11 protein-coding genes and 1 pseudogene are annotated in these 17,850 nt (G+C 63.3%); 2 read left to right on the top strand and 10 right to left on the bottom strand.

The features are described 5' to 3' along the window. Positions 1–139: 139 nt before the first annotated feature. Positions 140–2,245 (top strand): polyribonucleotide nucleotidyltransferase, encoded by a 2,106-nt coding sequence (gene pnp, locus ACZ5KU_RS27395; protein WP_054058248.1) that lies wholly within the window; start codon positions 140–142, stop codon positions 2,243–2,245. 290 nt (positions 2,246–2,535) lie between these two features. Next, positions 2,536–2,892 carry a BON domain-containing protein gene (locus ACZ5KU_RS27390; RefSeq protein ID WP_054058247.1) on the top strand — a complete coding sequence of 119 codons (357 nt, stop codon included), beginning with the start codon at positions 2,536–2,538 and terminating at the stop codon, positions 2,890–2,892. 260 nt (positions 2,893–3,152) lie between these two features. Here the strand turns inward: ACZ5KU_RS27390 and ACZ5KU_RS27385 are convergent, their stop codons facing one another. The 10 genes and pseudogenes from ACZ5KU_RS27385 to ACZ5KU_RS27340 form a co-directional block, all read right to left on the bottom strand. Continuing rightward, positions 3,153–3,455: a DUF2845 domain-containing protein gene (locus ACZ5KU_RS27385; protein WP_054058269.1), complete on the bottom strand. Its 303-nt coding sequence runs from the start codon at positions 3,453–3,455 to the stop codon at positions 3,153–3,155. A 2-nt stretch (positions 3,456–3,457) separates the two neighbouring features. After that, positions 3,458–6,381: pseudogene (locus ACZ5KU_RS27380) on the bottom strand (DUF748 domain-containing protein). A 109-nt stretch (positions 6,382–6,490) separates the two neighbouring features. Then, positions 6,491–7,507 carry a class I SAM-dependent rRNA methyltransferase gene (locus ACZ5KU_RS27375; protein ID WP_054058245.1) on the bottom strand — a complete coding sequence of 339 codons (1,017 nt, stop codon included), beginning with the start codon at positions 7,505–7,507 and terminating at the stop codon, positions 6,491–6,493. A 110-nt stretch (positions 7,508–7,617) separates the two neighbouring features. Next, a complete protein-coding gene (gene acs, locus ACZ5KU_RS27370) occupies positions 7,618–9,546 on the bottom strand; it encodes an acetate--CoA ligase (RefSeq protein ID WP_464736509.1) in 1,929 nt (642 codons plus the stop codon). A gap of 193 nt (positions 9,547–9,739) precedes the next feature. Further along, positions 9,740–11,404 carry a glucose-6-phosphate isomerase gene (gene pgi / locus ACZ5KU_RS27365; protein ID WP_054058243.1) on the bottom strand — a complete coding sequence of 555 codons (1,665 nt, stop codon included), beginning with the start codon at positions 11,402–11,404 and terminating at the stop codon, positions 9,740–9,742. 306 nt (positions 11,405–11,710) lie between these two features. Then, complete coding sequence (gene panC / locus ACZ5KU_RS27360; RefSeq protein WP_054058242.1) at positions 11,711–12,571, bottom strand: pantoate--beta-alanine ligase; 861 nt, start codon at positions 12,569–12,571, stop codon at positions 11,711–11,713. Continuing rightward, on the bottom strand, positions 12,568–13,368 hold the full coding sequence (panB, locus tag ACZ5KU_RS27355) for a 3-methyl-2-oxobutanoate hydroxymethyltransferase (RefSeq protein WP_054058241.1): 801 nt from the start codon (positions 13,366–13,368) through the stop codon (positions 12,568–12,570). Before panB ends, panC begins: the two co-directional genes overlap by 4 nt. Before the next feature lie 427 nt (positions 13,369–13,795). Next, a complete protein-coding gene (gene folK / locus ACZ5KU_RS27350) occupies positions 13,796–14,278 on the bottom strand; it encodes a 2-amino-4-hydroxy-6-hydroxymethyldihydropteridine diphosphokinase (RefSeq protein WP_054062486.1) in 483 nt (160 codons plus the stop codon). Between the two features lie 4 nt (positions 14,279–14,282). Continuing rightward, the gene (locus ACZ5KU_RS27345) at positions 14,283–15,671 is read right to left on the bottom strand and encodes a polynucleotide adenylyltransferase PcnB (protein ID WP_054062485.1); all 1,389 of its coding nucleotides are present in this window, start codon (positions 15,669–15,671) and stop codon (positions 14,283–14,285) included. Between the two features lie 733 nt (positions 15,672–16,404). Further along, positions 16,405–17,841 (bottom strand): sigma-54-dependent transcriptional regulator, encoded by a 1,437-nt coding sequence (locus ACZ5KU_RS27340; protein ID WP_054058239.1) that lies wholly within the window; start codon positions 17,839–17,841, stop codon positions 16,405–16,407. Positions 17,842–17,850 lie beyond the last annotated feature (9 nt).

Here is a 17,850-nt window from a genome sequence, read left to right as displayed (position 1 = left end):
ATCTGGAGTGCCGGATCATTACGAAAGCTGCCCCGCAGGCGGTTTTCGTAATGATCCAGAACCGGGCCGATGCCCGGTGCTGACCAAGGATTTCGCAAGAAGCCAGTTCCCCCAAGAGCCACAAAGAAGGTAGGACACCGTGAACCCGGTAATCAAAAAATTCCAGTTCGGTCAGTCGACCGTTACCCTCGAGACTGGTCGCATCGCTCGCCAGGCCTCCGGCGCAGTGCTGGTCACCGTTGACGACGACGTCAGCGTGCTGGTGACCGTTGTTGGCGCCAAGCAAGCCGATCCGGGCAAGGGCTTCTTCCCTCTGTCCGTGCACTACCAGGAAAAGACCTACGCTGCCGGCAAGATCCCTGGCGGCTTCTTCAAGCGTGAAGGCCGTCCTTCCGAGAAAGAGACCCTGACCTCGCGCCTGATCGACCGTCCGATCCGCCCGCTGTTCCCTGAAGGTTTCATGAACGAAGTGCAGGTCGTCTGCACCGTCGTCTCCACCAGCAAGAAGACCGATCCGGACATCGCGGCGATGATCGGTACCTCGGCTGCCCTGGCCATCTCCGGTATTCCTTTCGACGGCCCGATCGGCGCCGCTCGCGTGGCTTTCCACGAAAGCACCGGCTACCTGCTGAACCCGACCTACGAACAACTGAAAGCCTCGAGCCTGGACATGGTCGTGGCCGGTACCGCCGAAGCGGTACTGATGGTTGAGTCGGAAGCCAAGGAACTGACCGAAGACCAGATGCTGGGCGCGGTTCTGTTCGCCCACGACGAATTCCAGGCCGTGATCCAGGCCGTCAAGGAGCTGGCTGCCGAAGCCGCCAAGCCGGCCTGGAGCTGGGCTCCGCAAGCCGAAGCCAGCGACCTGCTGGGCGCTATCCGCGCCGAGTTCGGCGAAGCGATCTCCCAGGCCTACACCATCACCGTCAAGGCCGAGCGTTATGCGCGCCTGGACGAGCTGCGCGAGCAGGTCGTGGCCAAGCTGTCGGGCGAGGAAGGCCAGCCTTCGGCCGGTGAAGTCAAGGCCGCTTTCGGCGAGATCGAATACCGCACCGTTCGCGAAAACATCGTCAACGGCAAGCCACGTATCGACGGTCGCGACAACCGCACCGTACGTCCGCTGAACATCGAAGTCGGCGTTCTGTCCAAGACCCACGGTTCGGCCCTGTTCACCCGTGGCGAAACCCAGGCCCTGGTCGTGGCCACGCTGGGTACCGCCCGTGACGCGCAACTGCTGGACACCCTGGAAGGCGAAAAGAAAGACGCCTTCATGCTGCACTACAACTTCCCACCGTTCTCGGTCGGTGAATGTGGTCGCATGGGCGGCGCTGGCCGTCGTGAAATCGGCCACGGCCGTCTGGCCCGTCGTTCGGTACAGGCCATGCTGCCAAGCGACAGCGAATTCCCGTATACCATCCGCGTGGTATCGGAAATCACCGAGTCCAACGGTTCCAGCTCGATGGCTTCGGTCTGCGGTGCTTCCCTGGCCCTGATGGACGCCGGTGTACCGATGAAGGCACCCGTGGCCGGTATCGCCATGGGCCTGGTGAAGGAAGGTGACAAGTTCGCCGTCCTGACCGACATCCTGGGTGACGAAGACCACCTGGGCGACATGGACTTCAAGGTAGCCGGTACCGCCAAGGGCGTCACCGCGCTGCAGATGGACATCAAGATCAAGGGCATCACCGAAGAAATCATGGAAATCGCCCTGGGCCAGGCCCTGGAAGCGCGCCTGAACATCCTCGGCCAGATGAACCAGGTGATCGGCCAGTCCCGTAGCGAACTGTCCGCCAACGCTCCGACCATGATCTCGATGAAGATCGACACCGACAAGATCCGTGACGTGATCGGTAAAGGTGGTGCGACCATCCGTGCGATCTGTGAAGAAACCAAGGCTTCGATCGATATCGAAGACGATGGCTCGATCAAGATCTTCGGTGAAACCAAGGAAGCGGCCGAGGCTGCTCGCCAGCGCGTCCTGAGCATCACCGCGGAAGCCGAGATCGGCAAGATCTACCTGGGCAAGGTAGAGCGTATCGTCGACTTTGGCGCGTTCGTCAACATCCTGCCGGGCAAGGACGGTCTGGTGCACATCTCGATGCTGAGCGACGCTCGCGTGGAGAAGGTCACCGACATCCTGAAGGAAGGCCAGGAAGTTGAAGTGCTGGTACTGGACGTGGACAACCGCGGCCGTATCAAGCTGTCCATCAAGGACGTCGCCGCAGCCAAGGCATCGGGCGTCTGATCGACCCCGCCATCTTGTGCTGAAAAAAGGACCCCTCGGGGTCCTTTTTTCATGGGCGAGGAAAAAGTTGGCCGGGTGACGGGCTGCTGGCAGAAAGAAGCTGCAACTTGCATGCATTCACGCGGGTCGGTCATGCAATCTGCACGATCGATGTTTTAAGCCTTTGTTTTAACTAATTGATTTTAAAGGATTTTATTTTTATTCGCGGTTGGCACAGCGCCTGCAATATCCCTGGTAACCCTGCTGCCAGGACACGGCGCAGATTTTCCAGAAGAACAGGAGTGACTCATATGAAAAAGTTCGCTATCGCTACCGCAGCTGCCACCGCTCTGACTCTGACCCTGGCCAACGCTGCCTTCGCGGCTGAACAGACTCAGGCCTCCAAGCCGATGATGCTCGCTGCCGGTGAAGTCACCAAGGCCAAGGAAGAGACCTCCGACACCTGGATCACCACCAAGGTCAAAGCCGACCTGCTGACCGAAAAAGGTATTCCAGGCAGCGACATCAAGGTTGAAACCGAGAAGGGCGTCGTTTCGCTGTCCTCGGAAACCAAGGTGACCGCCGCCCAGAAGGAAACCGCGGTGCACATCGCCAAGAACATCAAGGGCGTTAAAGGCGTTACCGCTGAAGCCCTGAAAACCGAGTAAGTACCCAGGGTTTCGCCAGAACCGGCAGTAGGGCGAAACGGATGAGTCTGTGGTCCATCCGTTGAGCCTTGAGGTTCATGCGACAGGCAACAGGGACGTAGCCATTACAGGCCCCGGCGTATTGCGTCGGGGCCTGTTCTATCTGGATTTTCAAAAGCTTCGCGGGCAAGCTCCACAGGCGTCGCACAGCATTGCGGGCATACCCCAAACCTGTAGGAGCGGGGCTCGCCCGCGAATAGGCCCTGAAGCTCAGCCCCGGCTCAAGGGCTGCGGCTGCTGCGGATATCCACCAATTGGCCACCCTCGAAGCGCAACGACTGTTTCATGCCACCACTGGGCGTGTAGATCCATTCCTCGACCTTGACCCCGTCCCGGCGGTTGCCATGGCGTATTTCGATGTAGCCCTTGTCGATCACCGCCACTGGCGTGCCGCACTTGGTGGTGACGTCGTAGGTGCTGTCGCCGTAGCTGATCAGGCCCTTCTCGCAGCGCAGGGTGGTGGCCTGGGCCTGGCCGGCCATCGACAGGATGAGCGCCAGGCTGAAGAGGAGGGGTTTTCCCATGGTCATTCGCTATCCAGGTGCATGGGGGTGACGACGCGCCCATCGCTCTCGGCCTGGCCGATGGCGGCGTCGATGAAGTACACACGATCGTCTGCCAGCTGCCCCTTGTCCACTAGGAAGTCCTTGATGCTGCTGGCACGATCCTGGCCGAGCTTGCGCAACAGCACGGTGTTGCCGCTCCAGTTCTTGAGCACGCCGTCGCGCAGCTTGGCGGTACGCTCGTCGCGGCTCAGTTGCGCCCATTCGGCCGGTGGCTGCTGCTTGATCAGGTTGCGGTAGATGCCCTCCAGCATCGGTGCCTTCTCGTCTTCGGGCACCTGCAGTTGCGCCGCCTGGGCCGGCACCTTGTCACCGCGGCGCTGGAGCATCTTGTAGTAGGTCGCCTGGTATTCGCGCTCCAGGCGCTGTTGGGCGATCAGCATGCCGTCGCTGCTCTGGGCGCTGGTGCCTTCGATTTCCAGGCGCAGGTTGGGGCGTTCTTTCAGTGCCTCGGCCAGTTTGGTCAGCGACGACTCGGCGTCCTTGCTCAGGTCGCTGGAGCCCGGTTCGAACGATACGTTGCTCAGGTCCTGGGCATCGCCACCGGCAATCAGCCCACCGATGAATTTGAAGGGCGCTGTCGCCGCGCGCAGGATCAGGTTGCGCAGGGTCTGCCAGACGATCGGCATCACGCTGAACTGCGGGTTGTTCAAGTCGCCGGAAACCGGCAGCTCGATGGAGATCTTGCCGTCGGTGTCCTTGAGCAGGGCGATGGCCAGCTTGATCGGCAGGTCGACGGCATCCGGGCTGTCGACTTTCTCACCCAATTGCAACTGTTCGACCACCAGCTTGTTCTCGGCCTTGAGCTGACCCTTGGTGATCAGGTAGTGCAGGTCGAGGTTGAGCCGCCCCTTGCGGATGCGATAGCCGGCGAATTTGCCGGAGTAGGGGGTCAGCGTGGTCAGCTCGACACGCTTGAAGCTGGTGGCGATATCCAGGCTGGCCATCGGGTCGAAGGGGTTCAGCGCGCCCTTGATGGTCACCGGTGCGTAACGGTCGACCTTGCCCTTGACGTCGACATCCGCCGGTTTCGCCTGGCGGCTGTCGATGGTGCCGATCTGGCCGTTGAGCTGCTGGATGGCGGTGGCGAAGTTCGGCGTCAGGCTGAAGTCGGCGAAGTTGGCCGAGCCGTCATTGATGGTAATGCCGCCGATATGGATACCCAGCGGCTTGCTGTTCGACGGGGCGGCTTTGCTCGCCGATTTCTTGTCGCCGCCAGCGGGCTGAGGAATCAGCAGGTCATCGACGTTGGTGGTGCGGTCGTCGTTGATCATGAAGCGTGCGTAGGGCTGGTACAGGCTGACCTTGTCGATCGACAGGCTGTCACCGTGCTGGTAGTTCAGGCCATCGACCTGCAGTTTTTGCCATTTGACGAAGTCGCGGCTCTTGAGAGTATCGAGCGTATGCATCTGGTCGACCTGGGCCCGGCCGGTGACGCTGAAGGCCAGCGGTTCGACGCTTTTCAGGTTGACGTCGAGGTCGCTGCCGAGCATCCCGCTGCGCACCTCCAGGCGGATGAACGGCTCGACGTAGGCCTGTGCCACCCGCAGGTCGATGTCTTTGGTGTTGACCTTCAATTTTGCCCTGATGGGGCTCAGGTTGACCTCGCCGCTGGCCAGGACCTTGCCCTGCTTGCCCAGCCCGCTGTCGAGCTTGAGGGTGAAGGGCGACTGGTTGAGGCTGTCGAAGTTCTGCAGGTCAAGGTTCAGCGGGCCGACCTCGAGCGCGACCGGGGTCTTGTTCGCGCGGTCGGCCAGGTGCACGCGGTAGTCGCGCAGTTGCACGTCCTTGAGCAGCACCTGCCAAGGCTTGCTCGGCGCGGCCGGCGCCGGCGGTGGCGCATCGGCGGTGGCCGGCGGCGGTTTCTTCGCCTCGGGCTTGGCCGGCTGGCTGGCGAACAGTTTCTGCCAGTCCAGCTGGCCATCGGCTTCGCGGGCGGCCCAGGTTTCCAGTTTGTTGCTGTGGACCTTGCCGACCACCACCTGCTGCTTGGCCAGGTCGACGCTGGTTTCGCTCACGTCCAGGCGTTCCAGGCGTGCCAGCGGACGGCCGTCGGGGCCTTGATGGCGAAGGGGGCGACGCTGACCGAGGCGTTGCTCAGCAGCATCTCGGTTTCCTTGGCGAGGCTGAGCTTGTAGTCGGTGCTGAGATTCAGCAGGCCATCTTCCAGCACCAGCGGCAGGGCGTCGCGAACATAGGGCCACCAGAGTTTCATCTTGCCATCGGTGACTTTCAGCGAGCCTTCGGAGGTGATCGGCGTCAGGCTGAAGTTGCCTTTCCAGTCGATCCGCCCGCCCTCGGGGCCGGCGGCCACCAGCACCATGTCGGCGCTGTCTTCGGGCAGGGTGCTGAGGTTTTTCAGTTGCAGGTCGAGCTTGTCGTAGACGAACTCGATGGGCTCGCTGGGGCGCAGGTCCTGGAAGTGCAGGTAACCGTCATCCAGAGCGATCTTGTCGATGCGCACCGGGAACGGCTTGGCATTCGGGTCGGCCGGCGTCGGTTCGCTGGCCGGCAACTTGAACAGTTGGGCCAGGTTCAGCGTGCCGTCCTTGTTGAAGGCCACTTCGGTGTGGGGCTTGTCGAGCCGGACCTCCGCCAGGTGCAGGGCGTGGGTCCAGAGGCTGTCGATCTGCAGGTTGACGTACAGGCGCTCGAACGCCACCTGTTCCTTGCCCGGCTCACCGATGTTCAGCCCCCACAGCGTGACTTCCAGGCTGAACGGGTTGAGTTCCAGGCGTTGGAGCTTGGCAGGCACCGTGGCGTAGTTTGCCAGTTGCTGGTTGGCGATGCGCAGCACCACGCCCGGCAGGATGAAAAAGCCCAGCACGGTGTACAGCGCGAGGACGGTCAGCAAGGCGCCCAGGGCGCGTTTCAATCCTTTGGACATGTGATGCGTCGTCTTTCTCAGTCGGAGGTGCCTTGGAGTATGGCACGCGTTTATGGTTGCGAAGCAATCCCCTTTTTTCTTCGCAACCCCCGGTTTTCTGGCGTCATTTCTAGAGCTGCAGGACCAGTGTCTTCAGCGGTGGCTGACCGTCCATGGAAGGAAAGTCCTCGGCGGGCTTGAGCACCTGCCAGTCGCGGACCGGGCGGCCGGCCTTTTGCGCACAGCGCAGCACCTGTTCGCGCCAGTCGTCCAGGCCGACCTTCGCCAGATTGTTGCAGCAGATCAGCACGCCATCGTCGGCGGTGGCCAGCAGTGCGGGCTTGAGCAGGCTCTGGTAGTCGCGCAGCAGATCGACGGTGCCGAAGGCACTCTTGGCCCAGGCGGGTGGGTCGAGCAGCACCAGGTCGTACTGGCGTTGTTCCAGACGCGGATAGCTGGGCAACTTCTGACCCCGGCGCTGGGCAATCGGCAGCCCGGCCAGTTGGCGGATGGCCGGGAAATAGTCGGATTGCACGAACTGCATGGCCGGCAGTTCGGGATTGAGCTGGCCGTTCTCGCGGCCCACCGCCAGGTTGCCCTCGGCGAAATCGAGGTTGCAGATTTCCCGCGCCCCACCGGCCGCCGCACTCAGGCCGACGCCGCAGGTGTAGGCGAACAGGTTGAGCACGCTTTTGCCGCGGCTGTGCCGCTTGACCCAGCCCCGGGCATTGCGCAGGTCGAGGAACAGCAGCGGGTCTTGCCCGGCGTGGCGGCCACGGACCCGGTAGTTGAGGCCCCACTCGTGGCCGACCAGGTCGGCCAGGGCACTGTCCTCGGCGCGGTAGACCGGGTCTTCCCGGTCGATCCGCGAATGGCCACGGGAGCGGTCGTTGTAGACCAGCAGGGTCTCCAGTCCCAGGGCCCGGTTGACGGCCTCGTGCGCGGTCAGCAGCGACTCGCGGTCCAGCGTCTGGTGGAAACTCTGCACCATCAGTTGCGGGCCGTAACGGTCGATGGTCAGGCCGCCGGCGCCTTCCTGGCTGCCATGGAACAGCCGGTAGCAGTCGGTGCCCTGGGCATGCAGTTCGGCCAGCAGGTCCTGGCGTTGGTCGAGGGCGGCGCGCAGCGCCTGGTTCAAGGAAGACATGGAGCGCGCCTTGGGTCGGAATTGGCGGGCGATTCTACCAGCCTTTTGCTGGGCGATCCTTCCCGTCGCCCCCGTCATACGGGGGCTGGGAGTGGTTCTTGTTACGAGGCTCAGCGGTTCAGGCGTTGAGCGGTCAGGTTCTCGACCACACTCGGATCGGCCAGGGTCGAGGTATCGCCCAGGCTGTCCAGTTCGTTGCCGGCGATCTTGCGCAGAATGCGCCGCATGATCTTGCCCGAGCGGGTCTTCGGTAACGCTGGCGCCCACTGGATCAGGTCCGGCTTGGCAAAGCTGCCGATTTCCTGGCTGACATGGGCCAGCAGGGCCTTCTTCAGGGCGTCGTCCGCCTCGACACCCTTCATGGGCGTGACGAAGGCATAGATGCCCTGCCCCTTGAGGTCATGGGGATAACCGACCACGGCGGCCTCGGCGATGCTTTCATGCAGGACCAGGGCGCTCTCCACTTCGGCGGTGCCGATGCGGTGCCCGGAGACGTTGATCACGTCGTCGATCCGCCCGGTGATCCAGTAATGACCGTCCTCGTCGCGGCGCGCGCCGTCGCCGGTGAAGTAGTAGCCGGGGTAGGGCTTGAAGTAGGTGTCGACCATGCGCTGCGGATCGCCGTAGACGCTGCGGATCTGCCCGGGCCAACTGGACTTGATGGCCAGCACGCCGCTGCCGGCACCGCAGATCTCCTGACCCTGTTCATCCAGCAGCACCGGCTGCACGCCGAACATCGGCTGGGTGGCGCAGCCGGGCTTGAGCTGCCGGGAGCCGATCAGCGGGGTGAGCATGATGCCGCCGGTCTCGGTCTGCCACCAGGTATCGACGATGGGGCAGCGTTGCTCGCCCACCACATTGAAGTACCACTCCCAGGCCTCGGGGTTGATCGGTTCGCCGACGCTGCCGAGCAGCCGCAGGCTGGCCCGCGAGGTCCGTTTCAGCGGCTCGGCGCCCTCGCGTATCAGCGCCCGGATGGCGGTCGGGGCGGTATAGAAGATGTTCACCTGGTGCTTGTCGACCACCTGCCAGAAGCGTGAGCTGTCGGGGTAGTTCGGCACGCCTTCGTAGATCAGGCTGGTGGCGCCGTTCGCCAGCGGGCCGTAGACGATGTAGCTATGGCCGGTGACCCAGCCGACATCGGCGGTGCACCAGAAAACCTCGCCCTGGCGGTAGTCGAAGACATGCTTGAAGGTCATCGCCGCCTGCAGCAGGTAGCCGCCGGTGGTGTGCAGCACGCCCTTGGGTTTGCCGGTGCTGCCGGAGGTGTAGAGGATGAACAGCGGGTCTTCGGCGTCCATCGGCTCGGACGGGCAGTCGTCGCTGGCCCCGTGCACGGCCTCGTGGTACCAGAGGTCGCGGCCTTCGAGCCAGGGCACGGGGCTCTGGGTGCGCTGCACCACCAGCACGCTGCCGACTTCGGGACAACTGCGCAACGCCTTGTCGACGTTCTCCTTGAGCGGGATGTACTTGCCGCCGCGTACGCCTTCGTCGGCGGTGATCACGGTCTGGCAGCCGGCATCGAGGATGCGGTCACGCAGGGCGTCGGGCGAGAAGCCGCCGAACACCACCGAATGGATTGCGCCGATCCGCGTGCAGGCGAGCATCGCATAGACCGCCTCGGGAATCATCGGCATGTAGATGCACACCCGATCGCCTTTCTTCACGCCGCGCTGTTTCAGCACGTTGGCCAGCCGGCAGACGTGATGATGCAGCTTGCGATAGGTGATCTGTGCCGACTCGGCCGGATTGTCGAGCAGCGCGGTGCTGTCGCCGTGCGCGGCGAGGTGGCGATCGATGCAGTTGTAGCTGACGTTCAGTTGGGCGCCACCGAACCATTGCGCCTGGCCGGTGCGCAGGTCGTATTGGCGGACCGTGTCCCAGGGCCTGGACCAGTCGAGAAAGCGCCTGGCCTGCTCGGCCCAGAAGGTGTCGGGGTGGTCGATGGATTGCCGGTAGAGCCGCTGGTAGTCGTCCTGGCTCAGTTGTGCGGCCTGGCGGGTGGCTTCGGCCTGGGGGTATGTGCTGATATCGAACATGGCGATTCCTTGTTCTTGTCTGCGACAAGCCTAAGGGTGCGCCCAGTTGGCGAAAAAAGACAGGCCCGTGGTGGGCCTGTCTTCTGTAGGGGCCTCTCTCGGCCCCCTTTAGGAGCCGGGCTTGCCCGCGAATGGGCCGGCAAACCCTACCCCAGACCCCGGGACCTTTCCCGCCGGGAGAGAGCGCCCGGAATCAACCGCGATGACGACCGCGGAAGTAGTTGATCAACCCCTGGGTCGAGGCGTCTTCGGCAGCGGACTCTTCGGTGCCGGTCAGGCGGTTGTAGACGCCCTTGCCCAGCTCCTTGCCCAGCTCCACGCCCCACTGGTCGAAGGCGTTGATACCCCAGATCACGCTCTGCACGAAAACCTTGTGCTCGTACATTGCGACCAGGGCGCCCAGGCGGCGCGGGCTGATGCGTTCGACCACCAGGGTGTTGCTCGGACGGTTGCCCGGAATCACCTTGTGCGGCGCCAGTTTCTGCACGTCGGCCTCGCTCAGGCCTTTCTCACGCAGCTCGGCTTCGGCCTCGGCGCGGGTCTTGCCGAGCATCAGCGCCTGGCTCTGCGACAGGCAGTTGGCGTACAGCCACTGGTGGTGGTCGGCGACCGGGTTGAAGCTGACGATCGGCACGATGAAGTCGGCCGGGATCAGTTGGGTGCCCTGGTGCAGCAACTGGTGGTAGGCGTGCTGGCCGTTGCAGCCGACGCCGCCCCAGATCACCGGGCCGGTGTCGGTCGAAACCGGCGTACCGTCCTGGCGTACGCTCTTGCCGTTGGATTCCATGTCCAACTGCTGCAGGTGCTTGGTGATGTTTCGCAGGTAGTGGTCGTACGGCAGGATCGCATGGCTCTGCGCACCCCAGAAGTTGCCGTACCAGACGCCCAGCAGGGCCAGCAGCACCGGCATGTTCTGTTCGAACGGCGCGTTCTGGAAGTGCTGGTCCATGGTGTAGGCACCGGACAGCAGTTCCTTGAAGTTCGACATGCCGATGGCCAGGGCGATCGGCAGACCGATGGCCGACCACAGCGAGTAGCGGCCGCCGACCCAGTCCCACATCGGGAAGATGTTCTCTTCGCGGATACCGAAGGCCACGGCGGCGGCATTGTTGCTCGACACCGCGATGAAGTGCTTGTACAGCTCGGCCTCGGAACCGCCCTGGGCCAGGTACCAGGAACGGGCGGCCTGGGCGTTCTTCAGGGTTTCGAGGGTGTTGAAGGATTTCGACGAGACGATGAACAGGGTGGTCTCGGCGCGAATCTTCGCCGACAGTTCGTGGAACTCGCTGCCGTCGATGTTCGCCAGGTAGTGGCAGCGCACGCCCTTGTGGGTGTAGGACAGCAGGGCTTCGGAAACCAGCTCCGGGCCGAGGAACGAGCCACCGATACCGATGTTCACCACGTCGGTGATCGGCTTCTCGCTGTAGCCGCGCCACAGGCCGTCGTGAATGCGCCCGACCAGTTCGGTGATCTGGTTCAGCACCTTGTGCACGTCGGGCATCACGTTGACGCCGTTGACCAGCAGCTTGTCGCCGACCGGCCGGCGCAGGGCGGTGTGCAGTGCCGGGCGGGCCTCGGAGGAGTTGACCGGCTCGCCGGCGAACAGTGCCTTGATCGCGCCTTGCAGGTCGACTTCGTTGGCCAGGCCGACCAGCAGGTTGCGGGTCTCGCTGGTGATCAGGTTCTTGGAGTAGTCGAGAAACAACCCGCAGCTGCTGAGCGTGAATTGGTTGAAGCGCTGCGGATCGGCATTAAAGGCTTCGCGCATGCTGAAGTTGTGCATGTTTTCGCGGTGTTGATTCAGCGCCTGCCAGGCGGGCAGAGCGGTCACGTCGTGAGGAGTGCGGTAGTACGCCATCGCTGCGGATTTCCTTTTACGAGAACTGCCTTTTGGACATGTGGCTTTTTTGGACACCAGAAACGCCGGAACGTCCTGCTTTTATCGGTGGCAGTGTCCGGCAACCTGCGTCGGCACGGTTGGGGAGACGCAGCGCGATTACAGTAAACCTCGCGCTGGCGTCTGTCTTGGCTTTGTCTGACCTTTTCCCGGTACTTTTTCGCACTCCCCGGGTTTTCCGGTGGGTGGGCGAACAGTTCCGAGGTCGTATGGAAGTCCAGGTGCGGCGGCAGTTTGCCCGAAGCCTGGGGCTCGGGCAATCGCTGCTCAGGCCGGGGTGTCGAGGTTCAGGTGCAGGTTGTCGATCAGGCGGGTTGTACCGAGGAACGCCGCAACCAGAATCACCAGGTCGCGATCCTGTGCGGTGGCGGTGCGCAGGTTCAGGGCGTGGCGGATTTCCAGGTAGTCCACCCGAAAACCGGCGGCCTCGATCAGCCGGGTCTGCTCGGCGAGCAGCTTCGGATAATCGCGCTCGCCCTGCTCGATGGCCGTGGCGATCTGGCTCAGGCTGCGATACAGGGCCGGGGCGGTGGCACGCTCCGTTTCACTGAGGAAACCGTTGCGCGAGGACAGCGCCAGGCCATCGGCGGCACGCACCGTCGGCTCGCCGATGATCTGGATCGGCATGTTCAGGTCGTGGACCAGCGCGCGAATCACCGCCAGTTGCTGGAAGTCCTTCTGGCCGAACACGGCCAGGTCCGGCTGGACCATGTTGAACAGCTTGCTGACCACGGTCGCCACGCCTTCGAAGTGCCCGGGGCGGCTGGCGCCGCACAGGCCTTGGGACAATTGCGGGACGCTGACCCGGGTCTGGCCGGCCATGCCGTCGGGGTACATCTCTTCCACCGTTGGCGCGAACAGCAGGTGGCAGCCGGCTTCCAGCAGTTTTTCCTGGTCGGCGGCGAGGGTGCGCGGGTACTTGTCGAGGTCTTCGTTGGCGCCGAACTGCAGCGGGTTGACGAAGATGCTCGCCACCACGAAGTCCACCCGTTGTGCGGCCTTGGTCACCAGCGCGGCGTGGCCGGCGTGCAGGTTGCCCATGGTCGGCACGAAGCCGATGCGTTTGCCTTCGCTGCGGGCGCGCGCGACGGCGGCCCGCAGTTCACGGACGGTCTTTACTGTGTTCATGCCGAAAACCCGTGTTCGGTTCCAGGGAAGGTGACTGCCTTGACTTCGCTCACGTAGGCGCCGATGGCGGCCTGGATGCTGGTCTGGCCGGCCATGAAGTTCTTGACGAACTTGGGCACGCGGCCGCTGATGGAAAGGCCGAGCATATCGTGCAGCACCAGCACCTGGCCGTCGGTCGCACTGCCGGCACCGATGCCGATGACCGGTACCTTGACCGCCTGGGTGATTTCCGCGGCGAGGTCGCTCGGTACGCATTCGAGCAGGATCATCGCGGCGCCGGCCTGTTCCAGGGCAATGGCGTCGGCGCGCATCTGTCGCGCCTGGGCTTCGCCGCGGCCCTGGACCTTGTAGCCGCCGAAGATGTTCACCGACTGCGGGGTCAGCCCCATGTGCGCACACACCGGCACTCCGCGCTCGGCCAGCAGGCGAATGGACTCGGCCAGCCAGGCGGCGCCCTCGACCTTGACCATGTTGGCGCCGGCCTGCATCAGTTGGGCACTGTTGTGCAGGGTCTGTTCGACGGTGGCGTAGGCCATGAACGGCAGGTCGGCGACGATGAAGGCGCCCTGGTTGCCGCGCTTGACGCTGGCGGTGTGGTAGGCGACTTCGGCCACCGTCACTGGCAGTGTGCTGTCATGCCCTTGGGAAACCATGCCCAGCGAATCGCCAATCAGCAGCACCTCGACACCGGCTTCACAGCTGGCATGGGCGAAGGTGGCGTCATAGCAGGTCAGCATGGTGATTTTCTCACCTTTCTGCTTGAGGCCTTGCAAGGTGGTCAGGGTAATGTCTGGCATGAAAAAGTCCTCTTCAGGCGCCGTGCAAATTACTGCGAGTAACGCGCGTGATTCGTCATTTATACAGGCGCACGTTCTTCTGTCGTGCTTATAAAGCCTGGATTGCGCCCTTTAACGCCGCAGGGGCGGCAATGGGACGCCTATAGTCGTGAGGAGGACTGGGGAAGTCAATCGTGTGTGTTACCGCGATGTTACGGCACAAGTGTTACCGCTCTGACTGATGCGATTCAGCAGTGTTGCCGAAAAAAAAACGCAACCCTGTGTTGATGAAATTCGTGGTGCTGGTTGAAACGCGGCCTGTAGGAGCCGGGCTTGCCCGCGAAGGCCCCTCGCTGGCGCCGCCCATGCCTGGGCAGGCTGCGAACATCTCGGCGGATGGCCGCCCTTGGCGGTTCGCGGGCAAGCCCGGCTACTACAGGGAGGGGGATTACTGGGCCAGGCGCTCCAGGCCGACGAACGGGCATTCGGCGAGCAGGTTCTGCAGGCTGCGGCCATCGGCCAGTTGCAGGTCGGCCGGAGCCAGTTCCGCCAACGGATACAGCACGAACGGGCGCGCCTGCATGTGGTAGTGCGGGACTTTCAGCCGCGGTTCGTCGATCAGGCGGTCACCGAACAGCAGGATGTCCAGGTCCAGCGTGCGCGGGCCCCAGCGCTCGTGGCGCTCGCGGCCCTGGTCGAGTTCGATGCGCTGCAGGGCGTCGAGCAGGTCCAGGGGCGCCAGGCGGCTGTCGAGGGCCGCGACCGCGTTGGTGTAGCGCGGTTGGCCGGGAAGCAGCGAGTCGCTCTGGTAGAACGCGGAAACGCCGGCCAGTTCGCTGTCCGGCAGTTGGGCCAGGGCCTGTACCGCGTTGCGCAATTGCTCCGCCGGGTCCGCCAGGTTGCTGCCCAGGCCGATGTAGATGCGTTCCATCACGTCACTCTTCCGAACCGGCGGTGCGCTTGCGTTTGCCGGCGCTGCTGCGCCGCCGCTTGCGGGGCGCACCGCTGCTCTCTTCCTTGCCGCTGAGGTCGCGGATCATGTCGCGGCGGCCGGCATCGGTGGCGTCCTGATAGTCGGTCCACCAGTCGCCCAGGCCATCGGTCTGCTCGCCGGCGGTTTCGCGCAGGAGCAGGAAGTCGTAGCCGGCGCGGAAGCGCGGGTTGTCCAGCAACTGGTCGGCGCGCTTGCCGCTGCGACGTGGCAGGCGTTCCTGCATGTCCCAGATCTCGCGGATCGGCAGGGTGAACCGCTTGGGGATCGCAATGCGCTGGCACTGTTCGCTGATCAGTTCGTGGGCGGCTTCCTGCATCGCCGGAATCGGCGGCATGCCGCGTGATTGCAGGCGCAGCACCCGCGCCGGCAGGGCCGGCCACAGCAGCGCGGCGAACAGGAACGCCGGGGTCACCGGCTTGTTCTGCTTGATGCGCAGGTCGGTGTTGATCAGCGCCTGGCTGATCAGTGTGTGGGTGTAGGTCGGATTGTTTTCCAGCGCCTCGAAACTGGCCGGGAACAGGGGCTCGAACAGGTTCAGGTCGACCAGCATCTCGAAGGTGTCGGCGGCATGGCCGGAGAGGAACAGCTTGAGTACCTCCTCGAACAGCCGCGCCGACGGGATCTCGCGCAGCAGCGGCGCCAGGTCGCGGATCGGGGTGACGGTATGGCGTTCGATGCCGAAGTCGAGCTTGGCGGCGAAACGTACGGCCCGCAGCATCCGTACCGGGTCTTCCTGGTAGCGGCGGATCGGGTCGCCGATCAGGCGGATCAGTCGGTTGCGGATATCGTGCACGCCATTGGCGTAGTCGAGGATGCGCTCGCTGACCGGGTCGTAGTACAGGGCATTGATCGTGAAGTCACGGCGCTGGGCGTCGTCTTCGAGGGTGCCGTAGACGTTGTCGCGCAGGATGCGCCCGCTTTCGTTGCGGGAGGACTGGTTGCTGTCTTCCTCGTCTTCATCCTGCGGATGGTTGGCGCGGAAGGTCGCGACCTCGATGATTTCCCGGCCGAAATGAATGTGCACCAGCTTGAACCGGCGTCCGATGATACGGGCGTTGCGAAACTCGGCACGGATCTGTTCCGGCGTGGCGCTGGTGGCGACGTCGAAGTCCTTGGGCGTGATACCCAGCAGCATGTCGCGCACGCATCCGCCGACCAGGTAGGCCTGGTAGCCGGCGTTCTGCAGGCGTTCGACGATATTCACCGCATACCGGCTGAATTGGGCCTTTTGCAGCGAATGCTGGCTGCTGTTGAGCACTTCAGGGGTACTGCGCTTGTGTTGCGTTCGACGCAAGGGAGAACGGAATGACTGGAACAGCTTCTTCAGCATGGGATGCACTGTTTGAAGGAATATTCGGCGAGCACGGATAATGGCCGCATGATGGGCGGGGATTCTAGCATTTAGTCGAGGGATGGTGTAGGACGCTGCGGGACGAGAGCCCAAGGTGGCTTGAGGCCTTGTGGCGCGGGGCTGAAACAGGGGCGGGAAGGATGTTGCGGAAACTACAAGGGGAGCTCGAGGCTCCCCAGAAGTAGTTGTGTGCTCTTTTTATTATGGTCGCGGGCTTCTTGTTTTTGTGATTGCCCTGTGTCGCAGGTCTTCTTGCCTGTGACATCTCCCAATCGGGAGATAAGAGCAAACGGATTGTTTTGGTCGCTGTGTTGTGGTGATCCGTGGATCCAACCAGTTCAGGCTCTGCGTCAAGTGCAGTTTTTGTTGTTCTCGGCCTGGTCGTGGGGCAAGCCCCAAATACAACGCCTCTCCAAAAGAATCAGTTAGCTGCGCCTCCGCCGTGTTGTTTTTGTTATGCGTGAGTCGATTCGTCTTATTTTTATTGTCTTGTACGTTGCTTGTTATTGTTCTTGTGCCAGATATATAGCAGGTGCCGTGCCAACTTTTGTAAACCCCAGCAAAACCGGGGGTTTCGAGGGTTTTCCAGTTTTTCATGGCCGAAAAAAAGCCGGGCTTTCGTTACCGATAGACCCGGCTTTTGTTACGTGAAAAATCTGAGGTAACAGTTTTTTCACAGAGGAGGGTGTTACCTGTGGGGCTGGCTCCCCACTCAGCTTTCGCTGGTCGCTCCGGTTTTACGCCGTGGAATGCCCAGGCGCTGGCGGCGCTCCCACAGGCACTTGCGGCTGACCCCGAGCTTGCGCGCCAACTCGGTCTCGGTCATGTGGTCCTGGTGCTCGAGGACGAAGTGCTGGAAGTAGTCTTCCAGCGACAGGTCCTCGGTCGGCTCATGACTGGTATTGGCCGGGTTGCTCGGCGCCGGCGTGAGACCGATGAATTCCTCTTCCTCCAGGTCGCCCAGCTCGATGTCGATGCCCAGCAGGTCGGCGGAGATTTCCGGGTTCTCGCAGAGGATCACCGCGCGCTCGACCGCGTTCTCCAGTTCCCGGACGTTACCCGGCCAGGAATAGTGGCGGATGGCCTGTTCGGCGTCCGCGGCGAACTTGAGGTCGTTGCGGCCGATCCGCGCGCTCTGGCGGGCGAGGAAGGCGTTGGCGATCTCGTTGACGTCTGCACCGCGTTCGCGCAGGGCCGGCAACTTCAGTGCAATCACGTGCAGGCGGTAATACAGGTCTTCGCGGAACTGGCCGATCTTGGCCAGGCTCTTGAGGTCGCGGTGGGTCGCGGCGATCAGGCGCACATCGACCTTCTGCGACTGCACCGAGCCGACCCGGCGGATCTCGCCTTCCTGCAGTACGCGCAACAGGCGGGCCTGGGCCTCCAGTGGCAATTCGCCGATCTCGTCGAGGAACAGCGTGCCGCCGTCGGCAGCCTCCACCAGGCCGGCGCGACCGGCGCTGGCACCGGTGAATGCGCCTTTCTCGTGGCCGAACAGCTCGGACTCGATCAGGGTTTCCGGAATGGCCGCGCAGTTGACCGAGATCATCGGCGCCTTGGCCCGCTTGGACAGGTTGTGCAGGGCGCGGGCCACCAGCTCCTTGCCGGTGCCCGACTCGCCCTGGATCAGCACGTTGGAGTCGGTGGGCGCGACCTTGCGGATCTTGCCGTAGAGGTCCTGCATCGGCGGGCAGGAGCCGATGATGCCGATCTCGCCGTTGCTGTTGCCGCCCAGGGATTTCTCCGCCGCGCCGCCACTCTTGGGCGCACTGCGCTCGGCGGGGGCGGCCTGGCCGTTCTGGCGATCACGCAGGATGCGCGCGACGGCCTGCAGCATTTCGTCGTGGTCGAACGGCTTGGCGATGTAGTCCACCGCGCCCATCTTCATCGAATCGACGGCCGAGCGCAGGCTTGCGTAGCTGGTCATGATCAGTACCGGGGTGCCCTGGCCGAGCTTGATCAGTTCGGTGCCCGGTGCGCCGGGCAGGCGCAGGTCGCTGACGATCAGGTCGAACGAGGGGATGCTGAAGCGTTCCTGGGCTTCCTGTACCGAGCCGGCCTCGCTGACCTGGTACTGATTGCGCTCCAGCAGGCGGCGCAGCGCGGAGCGGATGATGGTTTCGTCTTCGACGATCAAAATGTGCGGCATTGATTCGGT

The sequence above is a fragment of the Pseudomonas sp. Tof1 genome, from assembly GCF_055390395.1.
This window is presented reverse-complemented; position numbering and strand designations above follow the sequence as displayed.